Here is a 16,309-nt window from a genome sequence, read left to right on the forward strand (position 1 = left end):
AGAAAAATATGTTAATCAATATTGAATTTACTCTTAAATACAGCCTGTATAAAAAAGAGTTCTAATTGAAATATACCTCAGTTAAACCTGAGATAAACCCACATTTAAAACCTACCTAAACTAAGTTCCGCAAAAAAATGAAATATCTAGGTAGTCTAACTTATCCCCTTGCTAATTAGCTTTGTGGCTTTAGTTTGGTTAGCAATATTGCTAAATTTAGCTTTAGTTAAAGATATAGATTTAGACATCTTAACTAAACTAAGCATACACCGTTATAAGTCAGACCTGTGAATAGTTCCCTGAATGCTTCACAGAATTTCATGGTAATCATACATAAACTGTCTTACTGACAGCGCTTTGCCCTCAAAACCACCCCAAGGAATTTCTTGAAAGTATTGTTTCGCAATACTTTCAAGAAATTCCTTGGGGTTTATATAGCAATTATCGATCAATTAAAGCGCCACAACTTTTTGGGGCTTTATATTCAATTTCGTCTAGCTACTTAGCACTTTTGAGGCTGATGGTATTAAGGATTTACAAAGGATTTGCGATCCCCGCTAAATCAGCGCTTACGATACCTTTGTCCTTAAGTTCAGTAAAAACTGACTTTACTTTGGGAATGCATCATATTGTTCATGGACGTTCATGAATAGAGAGGATTTTATGGCATCTGACAAGCAAAATTTTGGATTGATTGGTTTGGCGGTGATGGGTGAAAACCTTGCTCTAAACATTGAGCGCAATGGGTTTTCGATGAGTGTTTATAACCGTAGTCGCGACAAAACCGATAAGTTTTTAGCAACCCGCGCTGCTGGTAAAAATTTCAAAGGTACATTTACGATCGCTGATTTTGTTGCATCCCTAGAGCGTCCCCGCAAAATGTTGATCATGGTTAAGGCGGGAGCGCCAGTTGATGCAGTTATCAAAGAGCTAATTCCCTTTTTGGATGAAGGTGACATTATCATTGATGGCGGTAACTCGCTCTATGACGACACCGATCGCCGCACCGTGGAGCTTGAGGCAATTAATCTCAAATTCATTGGCATGGGCGTAAGTGGAGGTGAAGAAGGCGCGCTTAATGGTCCCAGCATGATGCCTGGTGGGCAAAAGTCAGCCTATGCTGAGATTGAGCCAATCGTGACTAAGATCGCGGCTCAAGTCGATGATGGCGCTTGTGTAACCTACATCGGTAAGGGTAGTGCGGGGCATTACGTCAAAATGGTGCATAACGGCATTGAGTATGGCGATATGCAGTTGATTGCTGAAGCTTATGATTTGCTCAGTACTGGTTTGGGCTTGACGGCGAGTGAGCTGCATGAAACCTTTACCGCTTGGAAAAGCTCAGAGCTTGATTCTTATCTAATCGATATCACGACGGATATTTTTACGAAGATTGACGATCTCACTGGAGATGCGTTGGTCAATAAAATTCTTGATGCGGCTGGGCAAAAGGGGACAGGTAAATGGACGGTACAGAGTGCCTTTGATTTGGGTGTACCGATCCCCACGATGATCGCGGCGGTGACTGCAAGGGTGATGTCTTCTTACAAAGAAGAGCGGGTTGCAGCCTCGAAGGTGTTAATCAGTTCGACTTCTGGTAAGTATGAAGGCGATCGCCAAGAATTTATTGATGCGGTACGTGATGCGCTGTACTGTTCCAAAATTTGTTCTTATGCTCAAGGTATGGCTCTACTTGGTGCGGCTTCCCGTGACTTTGGTTATGACTTGAATCTAGGTGAAATTGCCCGTATTTGGAAAGGTGGTTGCATTATCCGTGCGGCTTTCCTTGACAAGATCAAGCTTGCATTTCAGCGCAATGCTCAACTACCTAACCTGTTAGTTGATCCCGATTTCAAGCAGACGATTTTGACTAAAGAAGCAGCATGGCGCAAGGTGGTTATGGCGGCAGCGCAGTTGGGTATTCCGATCCCTGCGTTTAGTGCGTCTCTTGATTACTTCGATAGTTATCGTCGCGATCGCCTACCTCAAAACTTGACTCAGGCTCAGCGCGATTACTTCGGCGCTCACACCTATGAGCGCACTGATAAGCCCAGAGGCGAATTCTTCCACACTGAGTGGATGAAGTAATCTGTACTTAATCATTTTAGTTAAGACAAATAATCTAATTAATCGGGGTGATTTATTCAATTGTCCCGATCTTTAAAACTGCCACAAAAAATCTCGACACATCTAAAATTTTTAGATGTGTCGAGATTTCTTTCTATAGAACGAAAGCAACCACCTATCAAAAACTGATCTAAAGTCCAGAGAACTAACCGTGAATCGTAAAAAAGCGGACGAGTTAAGTAAAGTATTTAGCCTAGATGTTGTTCAATCCCGATACAGTGATTGGGGCAATTTTTATGGTTTAGTTCAATTTTATCCTTGCGCCCTATGGGATCGTTCGGGATATATTGTCTTCGCTAATGAGCATGAACTTAAAATACCTGAAATTTCTGTTTCAAAAAGAATCAACATACCTAAAGGGATATCCTCTCTCAAGAACTACAAACGAGTTTTCTCTGATACTCAGATTCCAGAAGAGTTGCCTGATGTGGTTGAATATAGAGAAGGTGCAGTGCAAAGCATCAGGGTTAATAAATACGAAAGAGATAAAAAAGCGAGAGATGCTTGCCTGTCACATTATGGATATGTTTGCCAAATTTGTCGTGTAAAGCTTAGTGATATATATGGCGATGTCGCAAACGAACTCATTCATGTACACCACATTAAGCCAATAAGTGAAATCGGCGAGTCCTATAAAGTAAATCCCGTATCTGATTTAATTCCTATTTGTCCAAATTGTCATGCAGTTATTCATCTGAAGATACCGCCCTACTTACCTTCTGAATTAATTGCCATGCTTCAGGGCGCTACTCCCACAGAATAGCTAATGTTAGTTATTCATCCTAAATTAAATTGTGTAATTTACTTGAGATAAGGACACGGTGAACGCCTTGCAAATTAGTAAAATAGTTAACACGCTTAAAATCTAAAGGTGTAAATTATGACCCAAGCATTACACTCTGCCATTGAGTCAATCAATGCTCTGAGCTTAGAAGAAAAACATCAACTCTGGCTAATTCTGGATGAAGCGATCGCGGAAGCAGAAGAAAATGACTGGCTAGAAGATGATAAGACTGCTTCAGAAATTCAAAAGGTACGTGAAGAGTATAAAAGTGGTGAATACATTGCATTTAGCGAGTATCTTGCACAAAAATAGCTATGACCTATGCAATTATCGTCACTAAATCTATCCAAAAAGATTTAGACAATTTACCTAATGAGATTCAAGATAGAGTTTACGCTAAAATTTCTCAACTCTCTGATAATCCACGTCCTGATGGAGTAACAAAGCTTAAAGGCTATGAAAATGAATATCGTGTGAGAATAGGAGACTACCGCGTTCGATACGAAATTCTTGACGAAAATAAAACCGTCTTACTATTGCAATGCAAACATAGACGAGAGGTATATAGGAATAGCTAAATATTGATTTACATTCTAATCCCACGCCAAATAGAGATAGATACGGTTGTGAGTGTTCAGATCTGAATCACATAAACTTAACATAAAATGAAAGTAAACAAGATCGTAAAACAATGTCTGAAAGATGGACAGATGAAAGATTAGACCGATTTGCCGACAAAGTAGATCGGATCGCTGACAAGATAGACCAGAAAGGCGAACAAATAGGTAGACTAATAGAAGCTTTTTACCTCGAACTGCCAACAGTTAAAGCTGAGATCAACAGCGTCAAAGAAGAGACAAGGGAGCATCGTGAAATTCTCCATGCCGAACTTGTTGAAATAAAGGAGATTATTAAACAGCAAGCCACTACATCACAAGCTCAAAGCGAATCTCTTCACAACGAATTGTTGGAAATCAAAGAAATCACCAGACAGCAAGCCATTGTTGCTCAGACTCAAGCCGAAAGCATCAGACTGATGATTGAAATGCTAAATCGAAAACAAGCTTAGCAAGACAAAAAAATGCCTCAAACTGCTATCACACAGATTATCAAAACTTTAAACCATGTCCATCAAAAGCTGGGTCTACAGAGAGCCACTGATAGCCAATTTTTTACAGAGTGGTTTGAGGGATTACCACAACTAACAGCTTTAGAACAAGAAACTTTAGATTTAATGCGACAACGCTTTCGATACCATCGTGAAGAAGGACAAGTTACTGAAGGTGCAGTCAATGCGATCGTCGTATCGCGATTAATGGAATTAGCTGGTTTCTACGATCCACCATTTCGCTTGCGATCGGAATTACCTGTCGAGATTACAACCACAGTTGAGAATGAAACCTTAAGGGGACGCATCGATTTTTTGGTCGTACAGGAACGGTTTTGGCGCGTAATTATTGAATCCAAAGAAACTGAATTTGATATTGAAGTTGGCATTCCCCAAACACTTGCCTATGCGATCGCCTCTTTAGCAGAAGCATCACCATTATTTGGCATGGTTACAAATGGTAATAATTTCATATTTATCAAGATTGATCCCCCGCATAAACTGTATGACTTTTCGGAAACCTATTCGATGCTGTCGCGAACCAATCATCTTTATGATGTACTGCAAATATTAAAAGCGATCGCCACTATCTTTTTAGCTACAACTCATGATTAATGCACCAACGGACAAAATATTAGCGATCGGCTTAATCAGTGGCACATCGGTGGATGGCATCGATGCAGCTCTGGTGGAAATTATCGATCGCAACGGCAAACTCGAAACTAATTTAATCGCAGGATATACCTATCCATATTCAGATGATCTGCGTACTGAGATCTTGGCTGTCTGTGCAGGTGCGCCGCGATCGCTACAGCAAATATGTGAACTCGACGATCTCATAGCCGAGAGTTTTGCCCAAGCCGCGATCACGATTATGGAGAAAGGCGATCGCCTACCAGATTTGATTGCCTCTCACGGTCAAACAGTATTCCATCGCCCGCCAGTCACTCCACAAGATGGCAAAACTGGACTCGGCTATTCGGTGCAATTGGGGCGCGGTGCGGTGATTGCCGAATTAACAGGAATTAAAACCGTCAGTGATTTTCGAGTTGCCGATATTGAAGCAGGTGGACATGCGGCTCCCCTAGTGCCAATGCTAGATATTTTGTTGCTATCTCATCCTACGAAATATCGCGTCTGTCAGAATATTGGTGGCATTAGTAATTTGACCTACTTACCGCCAAAGGCTCTAGAACATCCAGAACAAGTTTTTGGTTTTGATAATGGTGCTGGTAATGTCCTGATCGATATGACTGCTCAAAAACTATTTGGGGTTTCGTTTGACGCGGATGGCGCGATCGCTCGTCAAGGTCAGCCCGATTTGCTATTGATTGATAAATGGTTAAAACAAGAGTTTTTTGTCACAGCACCACCAAAATCCACAGGTCGCGAGTTATTCAGTCCAGAGTATCTAGATAAGTGTCTGGCTGAATGTGGAGGACTTAGCGATCGCGATATTATGGCAACACTTACAGAATTTACGGCAAGGGCGATCGCTAAAAGTTATCGTGACTTCTTGCCCGTATTTCCCGATGAAGTTTTAATCGGTGGTGGTGGTGGTCATAATGGCTATTTGATGGAGCGCTTACAGGATTTAGTTAAACCTGCGATCGTGATGCGTACTAATGATTGTGGCATTGATAGCGATAGTAAAGAGGCGATCGCCTTTGCCTTGTTGGGATATTTGCGCTTAAAAGAACGCTATGGCAATTTACCTAGTGTCACAGGTGCTAAGCGATCAGTTTTATTAGGTAAAATTTATCAATAGCAATATTTTAAACACTACTTTTACAGGTATCGAGCAATGTCAAATAAAGATGCCATCATTAATGAGTTGCAATATATTCCCGAATCTAAACTATCTGCTCTATATGATCTGATTCACTATTTTCGCTTGGGAATTAATAGCGAGATAGAGCAAGAATCTGATAAAGATCTCGCAATAGATCAACATCAATGCTTAAAAACCATACAAAAAATTAAACAGGAAGGTTTATCGGGCTTTACCGAGATTAGTGATGTAAAAACTTATATTCAAGATTTAAAACATGAAATTAGTTAAAGATGATGACTATAAACGTAAAGAACGCAAATTCTTTAAAAAATGTCCTCACTTAATTGACAAGTATGGAGAAGTTTTAGAAAAGCTTAAAACTAATCCATTTGATCTATCACTAAAAACACATAAATTAAAAGGCGATCTTAGCGAATTTTATGCCTGTAGTCTGACCTATGAATACCGCATTATTTGTGTTTTTCTAGTCCAAAATGAGACGATAGTTTTAGTCGATATTGGTAGTCACGATGAAGTTTATTAATGCCAATAAAAAAGGGGGCGCGAAGCGCCCCCTTTTTTATTGTTGAGAAGCTTTATGCTACTTCTTCTTCGTCGCCTGTGATGATCGCTTCATCTTCGACATAAGCTTCAGCATCTTCGGCAGAAACTTCGTACTCGATATCTTCGATATCGCCATGACGACCTTCGTAGATGGCATCTGCAAGTTTGCCAACGATCAACTTGATCGAGCGAATTGCGTCATCGTTTGCAGGAATCCCAATGTCAACGCTATCGGGATCGCAGTTGGTGTCAAGTAAAGACACAATGGGAATCTTCAACTTTTGACATTCTTGGACAGCATTGTACTCACGCTTGTGGTCAACTACGATTACGATGTCGGGTGGCTTACGCATAAGCTTGATCCCGCCAAGGTACTTACGTAGCTTTTCCATTTCGCGGCGAAGTGTGGATGCTTCCTTCTTAGGAAGGCGATCAAGTGCGCCACTTTCATCGCGACGTTCAAGATCCTTGAGGCGATCAACACGGGTTTTGATCGTTGTCCAGTTGGTGAGCATTCCACCTAACCAGCGTTGGTTGATGTAGTAGCTGCCGCAACGGGCTGCTTCTTGAGCAATCAGACCAGCGGCTTGACGCTTGGTGCCAACGAACAATACTTTTTTGCCTTGCTCGGAAGCTTGACGCAAATAGGCATAAGCTTCTTCGAGGTATTGTGCGGTTTGCACAAGGTCAATAATATGAACGCCATTACGCTCGGTGAAGATGTAAGGCTCCATCTTGGGGTTCCAACGACGGGTTTGATGCCCGAAGTGAACGCCCGACTCTAGCAATTGGGCTAGGGTTACGACTCCCATTTAAGTTTTCTCCTGTGTTCGGGTTTATCCTTGCGCCTGAGATGGAATCTAGTAGTTACAAGTAACTCTAAACACCCGAAACCTCAAGCGTGTGTTTTTTACAGCCTATCTAGGATAGCGCATGATGGATCTAATAGCAAAAGGCGATCGCCAATTTCTCTATCCCAAATTAAAACAGGCGATTATTCAGTACCATCTCATATTATTTATAGCTATTGTTAACTTAAATTCTTTTAATAGCTTCATATGATAAACCAGTCGATTCCACAATAATTTCTATAGCTATATTTTGCTCTTTCAATGCTTTGGCAACTTTCTCAATGCCCTTTTCAATGCCGACCTTTTCACCTTCTTCAAAGGCAGTATCAAATACATTTTTTACTTCTAGATACTGAACTAAACTCTTTTTATATTGTTCGTACTGCTCTACATTCAAGTGGGATATCTCTGCTATTTCAAATCCTTTCTGAAATATCGGTTCATTCAATATTGCGGGTATGTGATTAAAACTTTCTAGATTCTTTAAAAAATATAGCCATTTATCGAAATGCGTTACCAATTCATCTTCTTGTTTATTGAATAATGGCATTTGTAAAAATTTAAAATTTAATTTATCGAAGAAAATATCTCCGTCTTGGTCTTTGAGGCATACGTCGCGCCTAAATTTAGATGTTGTATTTTCGTCATACTCGAAATCTAATATGGCAATAAAATAGATAGGCAATAAATGAAAGTCCCAATCACCTTTTTCAGATTGTTCTCTAATAGGAAATGTGGAATAAAACAATGCTCTATCTTTGAAATGCTTGATTTTCGCTTTTTGCATTTCAACAATAAATTTATCACCAGTTTTGCTTTCGCAGTAAATATCAAAAATGGCTTTACGTTCTGTAACTGTGTCGGCTAGATTTTCAGGATTTTTAAATGTTAACTGTTGGATTTGATGATGTATTGGTAAAAGTTGATTGAGAAAATCGATGAGTAAGTCCTTGCTGCCTTCTTCACCAAATAGTTTTTTAAATCCGAAATCAGTGTAAGGATTAAAGTATTTCGCAACCATAATTATTTCACCAAAATTATTTTAATAAAATATTCACTTAATAACTATGTGTTTAAATGTGAAAATTCTTTCTAATATTTCCTGTATAGCATAAAAAAAACGTATCTACGTCAAAGTCAAAACAAGCGATCACCTTTCATGTCAAATAAATACATTGATCGCCCATTTCTCTATCCAAAATTAAAACAGGCGATCGCCTTGTTGATTAACTCTCTTTCAAAATTGGATAACTCTTAGAGGTTGAATAGCAAAGGTTTGTCAACTTAAATCTTCTGAATTGGCGCAATTTTAGGATCGATGATCTTTTTGCCTTGACCTGCGAAAGCAACTGCTAGATACATCTTGTCACCAGTGCCAAGCAAATTTGAGACTTGACCTTCGCCAAACTTATCATGTACCACGCGATCGCCTACTTGCCAATCAATACGGGGTTTTGGTTTGACAGCATTTACCTTTACAGGGGGCGCAGATCTGAGCGAACCTTTAACGCTGGTGGCTTCAGCGCGTTGACTTGCCTTACTGATAAATTTATCAATGCCATGTCCTGTAAGATATTCCTTCGGTAATTCGGCTAGGAATTGGGAAGGAATTGCATATTCACGATTACCGTAGAGACGACGGGCTTGGGCATGGCTGAGGAATAACTTCTCTTGGGCGCGAGTGATGCCCACATACATCAGGCGGCGTTCTTCTTCCAAAGCCATCGGATCGTTAATCGAACGGAAGCTAGGGAATAAGCCTTGCTCTAAACCAACAAGAAAGACAACAGGGAATTCTAAACCCTTGGCGGCATGGAGCGTCATTAGGGTGACTTTCTCGGCATTCTCACTGCTGTCATCAAGGCTAGAAGCTAGGGCAGCATTGGCTAAGAATGCATCAAGGGAAGCATCTTCATTCTCTTCTGCAAATTGCACCGCTGCGTTATACAGTTCTTGTAAGTTGGCTATGCGATCATTGGCTTCATCATTGCTCTGGGCTTTCAGTTCATCGACATAGCCCGATTCTTGAAGAATCCCTTGAATGATGTCTGCTGCTGGCGTAACTGCTACTTTCGCTTGCCATTTTTGCATCAGTTCTACAAAGGAGAGAACGCCTCTAGCTGATCGCCCTGCTAATGTTTTAACTGTGGTTTCATCACTGATGATTTCCCAGATCGGGACGCTGAGTTCTTGGGCGGCTTGTTGGAGTTTGTCGAGGGTTGCCTTGCCGATGCTGCGTTTGGGGACATTGATGATTCGCATCAAGCCGAGGGTATCAGAGGGATTGGAAAGCAATCGCAAATAGGAGAGAACATCTTTGATTTCTTTGCGATCGTAAAATCGTAGACCACCCACGACTTTGTACGGAATATTCCATCGCACCAGCATTTCTTCAAAGGGTCGAGATTGAGCGTTGGTGCGATAGAGAATGGCAAAATGTCCGAGATTAGCGCTAGGAGTCTTTGCCTTAACGCGGCGAATCTGCTCGATTACAAACTGAGCTTCATCCACTTCATCATCGGCACGGAATAACTCAATCAAATCGCCATCGGGTCGGGTTGCTTTGAGGACTTTATCGATACGCTGCGAGTTATGGTCGATCAGTTGATTGGCGATTTCGAGAATGTTAGCGACAGAGCGATAGTTCTCCTCTAACTTGATCATTGTGCCTGTATGGGCATCGGGCAAGCGATCGCCAAAAGCTTCTTGAAACTCCATCAAGATAGTGAAGTCGGCGGAACGGAAACTATAAATCGATTGATCCGCGTCACCAACCACAAAAATAGAGCGATTTTCCCAAGCTGGTTTATTGTCATTGGTGGCAAGCAATCGAATCAAATCGTACTGGGTGCGATTGGTATCTTGATATTCATCAACGAGAATATGTTTAAAGCGATCGTGCCAATAGTTGAGAACTTCAGGATTTTGTTGGAATAGACGCACTGGCAAAAAGATTAAATCATCAAAATCAAGTGCATTATTGGTAGCTAGTTGATTTTGATAGAGATTGTAGACTTGGGCGATCGCGCGTTTGCGATAGGGAGAATCATCGCTCTGTTTTTCGTATTCCTCTGGAGTCCAGCCTTTGTTTTTGGCATTGCCGATCGCAAAGCGTACCGACTTTGGCTCAAACTTCTTTTCATCTAAATTTAGTTGATTAATGACAATATCTTTGACTAAGGATTGTGCGTCAGAGTCATCGAAAATCGAGAAATTTTTTGCCCAGCTTCTACCATTTTGATCTTTATACTTATCAATATCAAGGCGTAAAATTCGACAGCACATACTATGGAAAGTCCCCATCCATAGCCCATCTTGAGCAAAGCTATTAATATATTGCTTATAAACTTTTTTACGGAGCTTATCCTGTTCCCAATCACTAATTTCACTTAAAGCCTTACCTAATTCTCTTTGGGCGACTTCTTGGGTTAACAAAGATTGAATTCGCTCATTCATTTCTTTGCCAGCCTTATTTGTAAAGGTCACTGCAAGGATTTGCTCAGGCGCAACACCGTGATTGAGCATTAAGTTGGCGATGCGGTAGGTCAATGTGCGTGTTTTCCCTGAGCCTGCGCCTGCGACTACGAGCATTGGACCATGCAGATGGCTTGCTGCTTTTTGTTGGGCAGGGTTGAGATGATGCAAAAAATTGGAACTCATGGGCGCAGGAGGGAGAAACTTAGGTAGACTCTAATACAGTATGCCAAAAATGTTTACTTGTGATCTTTTGAGATGCTTGGCGCTTAGCGCCGACCATCTTAAAAGATCTGTCAATCTCTAAACTTAATGATTAGCCAGTGGATATTTACTGCACACGCCCCAATTGTACCAAGCCATTAAATTCTTTTGCCGATCTTGATAGTGGCAATACGATCAAAACGATCGCCCAGAAATTCTGTACGGCTTGCGGGATGCCCTTGCTGTTAGGGGGACGCTATATCGTCGAACGTCCGATCGCTCAAGGTGGTTTTGGGGCGACCTTCTTGGCTCGCGATCGCTATACACCAGCGATGAAACGCTGCGTGGTGAAGCTGTTGCAACCAGTAGGGTTAACCAGTTCGCAAATGGTGATCGCTAAGCAAATGTTTGAGCGCGAGGCAACGGTTTTAGAAGATTTGGGTACACATCCGCAAATTCCTGATCTGCTTGCCTATTTTGAGGTGCAGTCAGGACAGGATGAATTTTTTTATTTAGTGCAGGAATTTGTCGATGGCTTTACGTTAGAGCAAATTGTCGAGCAGCATGGGGCGATCGCGGAGGCGGATGTCTTAGAAATTATGCAAAGCCTTTTGCCTGTCTTGACATTTATTCATGACAAAGGTTCGATTCATCGCGATATCAAACCTGCGAATATCATGGTACGCAAGCTCGATCAAACTTATTTTTTATTAGATTTTGGTGCAGTTAAGCAGGTAGCTGGAGCCGCCCAAGGTCAAAAATCCACAGGTATCTTTACCCCCGGATATGGCGCACCTGAGCAAATGCGCGGCGATACGGTGTTTCCTGCGACGGATCTCTACGCCTTTGCCGTGACTTGTCTCTTTTTGCTCACGGGCAAAGAGCCAGACGAATTATTTGATGTGAGCTACAACAAATGGCAATGGGATCGCTTTGTGAAGCTCAGTCTTAACTTTGATCAAGTTTTACATAAAATGTTAGAGACGGCTCCTAGCGATCGCTTTAACTCTGCGGCGAGTGTAATCCAAGCCCTCAATTCTAAAATAGCGGTGACAGCACCAACACCTCCGCCAACACCAGTAAAGCCCACCCACCAAACGAGTATCCAAGTTCCTGTGCCGATCGCTTCGCCCAATGCGATTAATGCGCCATCAGTCCCTAAAGTTCCGCGATCGCAAAAAACACCTTGGTTGCTATCTGCGCCGATTCCTACACAATTCATCGCCGCTTTTTTGTTGGGCGTTGAGGCGATGTTGCTATGGCAAGTAAGTACAACCGTTGGCATTACGGCGATCGGTTCTCCTGCAAATTTAGTTGTTTTTGCTGCATTCTTACTGGGTGTTATTCTGCTGAGGATTAGTTCTGTTCTTGATAATAAGGATCTATTTGTATTCGTAAACTTACTCAGCTTCGCCGCAGTCTGGGCAGGGCAAGTCTTTGCAAAAACTATTTTTCAGAACTTGCCACAATGGATAGATATTATTCAATATTGTGGAGTTGCTGGTTTTAGTGCGATCGCTTTGATGGCAGCCTTTCGCCTCATCTTCCAATTACTCTACTCATTGCTGTGAGCCGCCTATAATCGATTTCCCCGATGGGCAGTTTAGGGCTTTGAGAAAATCTAGACATGCTATAGTATCGAGAACGTTGAAAAAATTGGGGATGAAAAGAATGTTGACAAAATTGAAAACTAACAAAGGCTCTGTAAGGATTTTCGGTCTATTTGTTTTCAGTACTCTTGCTGCTACAGCCTGTAGTTTTAACGTGTCTACAGCGACGCTAGAGAATATCAAAATGTGTGTTGAAAAGCCAGAAAATCAGACATGCGCCAGTGATACCGCGCAATTTGACACAACTACACCCAAAATATTTGCCACCGCCGATCTGAAATCTGCACCTGAAGGAACAAAGGTGAAAATTGATTGGAAATATTTAGGAGGGGATACGGCTAAAGCAACTGATATCGCTAGTATAGATTTGGTAACAGAATCTGATACGAATTTGGTTTCTTCCAATCTAAATGCTCCTTCGAATGGATTTCCTGAGGGTAATTACGAGGTTGTGATTTCCTTAGGTACAGACAATTCAAAGCCAATCAGCAAAAAATTTTCCATCTCCAAGTCTCAGTAATTGACTGGGAGCAATCTGGCTTGCTGTAAATCCCAAAAGATGTATGTGGCGATCTCACTGTTCAGGGAGATATTACAATTATGGCTCTAGAAGGCGGTGAGACAGGGATGCGTAGTGCCAGCATTACAATTGATCTAGGGATTTGGAATCGGAGAACTAAGTTAGGCTTTACCTTTGGCTCATCCACAGGTTTTAAACTTCCTAATGGTAGCGATCGCTTGACCGATGCTTCATGGATATTAAAAGAATGTTGGGAAGCTTTAACTCCCGAACAACAGTCAAAATTTGCTCCCATTTGTCCAGATTTTGTAATTGAGTTGATGTCTCCTAGTGATAACTTGAAGGTCACGCAAGCGAAGATGCAGGAATATCAAGATAATGGCGCAAGGCTAGGCTGGCTGATTAATCGCAAAGATCGAGAAGTGGAAGTTTATCGCATTGGCAAGCCTAAAGAAGTCTTACAAAATCCGAGTTCTCTCTCTGGGGAAGATGTTTTACCTGAGTTTGTTTTGAGTCTTGCGGAAATTTGGTGATGACAGACAGTAGCTGCACGCGCAGCGTGCGCTACTGTCTATCGGTATAAGCTGCATGGGTACTTATCAAATGTGAGAAAATAATGCATAATTGCTAGAAATATGAAGTCTAGAGGCAAAAATGCAGGAACAAGATTGGGGTGATGAGGAACTGTGGATCGTGACTGCTAGCGATCGCCAAGAAGCAGAGCCAACTGGTCAAAAAAGCCCACCTCACAATTTGAATCCCTATAACAATCCTTCTAAGGCGACGGTATCGGGTGAGGAAGTCCAAGCTAGTCGTGTCAAGGCAGAGACTTTGGCAGTACAAATGTCTCAGTTTGTCAGGATTATTGGTCGAGTTTTTGCGACGGCTCAACAACAAATCGATCCACTAGCGGGGTTGCAACTGGACGAGATTAAGCTTGCTGTGGAGATTTCGGGTAAGGGTGAAATTAAGCTCTTGGGTACTGGTATCGAAACCTCTGGCAAAGGGGCAATCGAGTTAAAATTTAAGCGTGTCGAGCCATCTAAATAAATAATGGGTGAGAAAAATCATGAAAAATCGATTAACCCAGAGACGATCGCAAATTCAACTCTTAATACTTTGATTGCTGAGTTAGGGGTTGAATGTCAGAGGGTGATCATGCTGGTGCATCAACTGCAATTACCGAATATTAGCGATCGTCAAAAGGTTGATGTATTGGCAGAGTTAAATGCTTCTATAATTCATTTGCAGTCTCATTGTGACGACGATTTACAGGATCTGATTGCGGATGAGTTGGAAAGTATTATTCCTTGAATCACATTTTTAGAAAGAGTTTGTAGTCAGCTATGGCGAGAAATTGTGCGGTAATTGTCGGAATCAATGATTATGATGAGATTTCGCCTCTGAAGTATGCCAAAAGCGATGCTGAGAGGATGCGTGATTTTTTCATGCGGGATTTGGGCGTTGGTCATGACGATCTGTACTTTTTTACCGATGATTCGCCGCGCAATGCTCAGGGGCGCAAGACCCAGCCGACCTATGGCACGCTCAAGTCTTTTTTAGGCGATCGCTTTGCTAACTCATTTCTATCGGCAGGGGATACGCTGTGGTTTTACTTTAGCGGTCATGGGATGCCCTGTGAGGGACGCGATTATCTGTTGCCTAGTGATGGCAATCCGCGTTCTATTCCTGATCTGGCGATTCCGATTGGTTATGTGACGGAACGTTTGCGGCGAAGTGGGGCGGATAATGTGGTGATGTTGATCGATGCTTGTCGTAGTGATGGCGCGAGGAATGCGGGGATGGGCATCGGTGAGGAGAAGCAGCAGGGTGTAATTACGTTCTTTTCTTGCAGTCCGTCGCAGGTTTCCTATGAGATTGATGAGATTGGGCAAGGGGCGTTTACGAATGTGTTGTTGGAGGCGTTGCGGATTCAGGGTGAGGGAAACTGTGCGACTGTAGAGCGCTTTTATCAATATCTGCGCGATCGCGTACCAAATCTGACTCAATATTACAAAAATGGCTATCGGCAAACGCCTTACGCTGTCATCGAACCCGCGACAAAGTTGCATTATATTTTGTTGCCTAAGTTTGCCAATCTTTCGGATATTGCGACATTGCGAGAAGATGCGCTTCATGCCGAAATTGAAGAAGATTTTACTCTAGCTTTTCAGTTATGGATGCGGGTAAATGTGGCTTCTGGTGGAACGGATATGAAGGCAATTAATGCTTTGATTAGGGTGGTTAACAAGCGAGCTTCACCAAGTTCACAACCGACTGTAAAGATTAGCGATCGGGATAGTAAATCTCCATCAGCACCGACTGTTGCGTCTCCAGTGCCAGAGGTTAAAAAAAATCCTGTGGAATTGGTTAGCGCTAGGGGGATCGACTATCGCGAGTTGGAGAAATTGCTGAAGGCTAGGGAATGGCGCAAAGCCGATGAACTGACGGGGAAACTGATGTGTCGGGTTGCCTATCGAGAAAGTCAAGGTTATAAAGATTATCTAGATGAAGCTTCAATCAAGATTTTTCCTTGTGAGGATTTGCGAACGATTGATCAGTTGTGGATGCATTACAGTAATAGCAAGTTTGGCTTTAGCATTCAGAAGAAGCTCTGGTTAGAGTGCGGTGGGGAGATTGGTAAATATGATTATGAGGTGTGGAAAAAATTTGCGGCAAAAGTGGGTTGGTATTATCCAAAGATTTTTTTGGGTGATGGACGGTGGAGAACGTATACTGAATTTATGAATGGCACACAAAATGCCCAAAGTGCTCTTCCTGCAAGCCTCCCAAAGATTAACATGGGGTATGATGGTGGGCGGAAGCGTTGGGGATTGAGCGAACGGACGTATCTCTTCTCGCGCGCAGAGACCTGTGAAGTATAAACTATAAAGCTTTCACACTTCTATTAAGACTTGTAAACCGCCAATTTCCTACAGCATAATCAGCATCCTAGCGTTTCGTTACCTGTCATATCAAGGAAAAGGGAAAAAGGAAAAAGGAAAAATTTTTTTGACAATTAGATGTAGGGGTAAAGCATTTGCGAGACTATCTTGCAACTCTTCACCACAATCTTCATCCGCAAATGCTCTACCCTCTTCGCTGTGACTGAACATTAGAGATTTTGGGCGGTTTGAGAATTTCGGTGAATGTTGAAGGTTCAGGGCAGTGCATTCCCGATTGAGACGGATCTAAAAATTCATAAATTGCGGCGGGAATGCACTGCCCCTTGTATCTAGGAAGAAAAGTAAAGGATAAAATCTTTACTACAATCCGAAAAAGCAAAAGCAGAG

Annotated in this window: 19 protein-coding genes; 15 read left to right on the forward strand and 4 right to left on the reverse strand. The window is 42.1% G+C overall.

What is annotated here, in order from left to right; genetic code table 11:
• The first annotated feature begins 663 nt into the window (after positions 1-663).
• From gnd to B9G53_RS15360, 9 genes are all read left to right on the forward strand, one after another.
• A complete protein-coding gene (gene gnd, locus B9G53_RS15320) occupies positions 664-2,088 on the forward strand; it encodes a decarboxylating NADP(+)-dependent phosphogluconate dehydrogenase (protein WP_094533834.1) in 1,425 nt (474 codons plus the stop codon).
• A 190-nt stretch (positions 2,089-2,278) separates the two neighbouring features.
• Positions 2,279-2,890: an HNH endonuclease gene (locus B9G53_RS15325; protein ID WP_094533799.1), complete on the forward strand. Its 612-nt coding sequence runs from the start codon at positions 2,279-2,281 to the stop codon at positions 2,888-2,890.
• 117 nt (positions 2,891-3,007) lie between these two features.
• Positions 3,008-3,223 carry a hypothetical protein gene (locus tag B9G53_RS15330; RefSeq protein WP_094533801.1) on the forward strand — a complete coding sequence of 72 codons (216 nt, stop codon included), beginning with the start codon at positions 3,008-3,010 and terminating at the stop codon, positions 3,221-3,223.
• A 2-nt stretch (positions 3,224-3,225) separates the two neighbouring features.
• Positions 3,226-3,489, forward strand: coding sequence for a type II toxin-antitoxin system RelE/ParE family toxin (locus B9G53_RS15335; RefSeq protein ID WP_094533803.1), 264 nt, complete (start codon positions 3,226-3,228; stop codon positions 3,487-3,489).
• A gap of 113 nt (positions 3,490-3,602) precedes the next feature.
• A complete protein-coding gene (locus tag B9G53_RS15340) occupies positions 3,603-3,980 on the forward strand; it encodes a hypothetical protein (RefSeq protein WP_094533805.1) in 378 nt (125 codons plus the stop codon).
• Positions 3,981-3,992: 12 nt separating this feature from the next.
• Positions 3,993-4,634: a type I restriction enzyme HsdR N-terminal domain-containing protein gene (locus B9G53_RS15345; RefSeq protein WP_094533807.1), complete on the forward strand. Its 642-nt coding sequence runs from the start codon at positions 3,993-3,995 to the stop codon at positions 4,632-4,634.
• A 16-nt stretch (positions 4,635-4,650) separates the two neighbouring features.
• Complete coding sequence (locus B9G53_RS15350) at positions 4,651-5,787, forward strand: anhydro-N-acetylmuramic acid kinase (protein WP_176453230.1); 1,137 nt, start codon at positions 4,651-4,653, stop codon at positions 5,785-5,787.
• Between the two features lie 36 nt (positions 5,788-5,823).
• The gene (locus B9G53_RS15355) at positions 5,824-6,081 is read left to right on the forward strand and encodes a hypothetical protein (protein ID WP_094533811.1); all 258 of its coding nucleotides are present in this window, start codon (positions 5,824-5,826) and stop codon (positions 6,079-6,081) included.
• Positions 6,068-6,337, forward strand: coding sequence for a type II toxin-antitoxin system mRNA interferase toxin, RelE/StbE family (locus B9G53_RS15360; RefSeq protein WP_094533814.1), 270 nt, complete (start codon positions 6,068-6,070; stop codon positions 6,335-6,337). Before B9G53_RS15355 ends, B9G53_RS15360 begins: the two co-directional genes overlap by 14 nt.
• Positions 6,338-6,389: 52 nt before the next feature.
• On the opposite strand, the gene rpsB is transcribed toward B9G53_RS15360, so the two are convergent.
• From rpsB to pcrA, 3 genes are all read right to left on the reverse strand, one after another.
• Positions 6,390-7,169, reverse strand: a complete 780-nt coding sequence (gene rpsB / locus B9G53_RS15365; RefSeq protein WP_094533816.1) for a 30S ribosomal protein S2 — start codon at positions 7,167-7,169, stop codon at positions 6,390-6,392.
• 223 nt (positions 7,170-7,392) lie between these two features.
• Positions 7,393-8,229, reverse strand: coding sequence for an Rpn family recombination-promoting nuclease/putative transposase (locus B9G53_RS15370; RefSeq protein WP_094533818.1), 837 nt, complete (start codon positions 8,227-8,229; stop codon positions 7,393-7,395).
• A gap of 263 nt (positions 8,230-8,492) precedes the next feature.
• Positions 8,493-10,868: a DNA helicase PcrA gene (pcrA, locus tag B9G53_RS15375; protein WP_094533820.1), complete on the reverse strand. Its 2,376-nt coding sequence runs from the start codon at positions 10,866-10,868 to the stop codon at positions 8,493-8,495.
• Between the two features lie 137 nt (positions 10,869-11,005).
• On the opposite strand from pcrA, the gene B9G53_RS15380 reads away from it, so the two are divergent.
• The 6 genes from B9G53_RS15380 (at position 11,006) to B9G53_RS28080 (ending at position 15,901) form a co-directional block, all read left to right on the forward strand.
• The gene (locus tag B9G53_RS15380) at positions 11,006-12,457 is read left to right on the forward strand and encodes a serine/threonine-protein kinase (protein ID WP_094533822.1); all 1,452 of its coding nucleotides are present in this window, start codon (positions 11,006-11,008) and stop codon (positions 12,455-12,457) included.
• 100 nt (positions 12,458-12,557) lie between these two features.
• On the forward strand, positions 12,558-13,016 hold the full coding sequence (locus tag B9G53_RS15385) for a hypothetical protein (protein WP_094533825.1): 459 nt from the start codon (positions 12,558-12,560) through the stop codon (positions 13,014-13,016).
• Positions 13,017-13,087: 71 nt separating this feature from the next.
• The gene (locus B9G53_RS15390; RefSeq protein WP_254923672.1) at positions 13,088-13,549 is read left to right on the forward strand and encodes a Uma2 family endonuclease; all 462 of its coding nucleotides are present in this window, start codon (positions 13,088-13,090) and stop codon (positions 13,547-13,549) included.
• A gap of 121 nt (positions 13,550-13,670) precedes the next feature.
• Entirely contained in the window at positions 13,671-14,066 is a 396-nt protein-coding gene (locus tag B9G53_RS15395; protein WP_094533828.1) for a hypothetical protein, read from the forward strand.
• A gap of 3 nt (positions 14,067-14,069) precedes the next feature.
• Positions 14,070-14,330 (forward strand): hypothetical protein, encoded by a 261-nt coding sequence (locus B9G53_RS15400; protein ID WP_094533830.1) that lies wholly within the window; start codon positions 14,070-14,072, stop codon positions 14,328-14,330.
• Positions 14,331-14,362: 32 nt separating this feature from the next.
• Complete coding sequence (locus tag B9G53_RS28080) at positions 14,363-15,901, forward strand: GUN4 domain-containing protein (RefSeq protein WP_217901596.1); 1,539 nt, start codon at positions 14,363-14,365, stop codon at positions 15,899-15,901.
• 205 nt (positions 15,902-16,106) lie between these two features.
• Here B9G53_RS28080 and B9G53_RS28085 read toward each other — a convergent pair.
• On the reverse strand, positions 16,107-16,309 hold a 203-nt coding region (locus B9G53_RS28085; RefSeq protein WP_217901597.1), incomplete at its 5' end, for a hypothetical protein.

This window comes from Pseudanabaena sp. SR411 (assembly GCF_002251945.1).
In the GTDB taxonomy this organism is placed as follows: Bacteria; Cyanobacteriota; Cyanobacteriia; order Pseudanabaenales; family Pseudanabaenaceae; genus Pseudanabaena.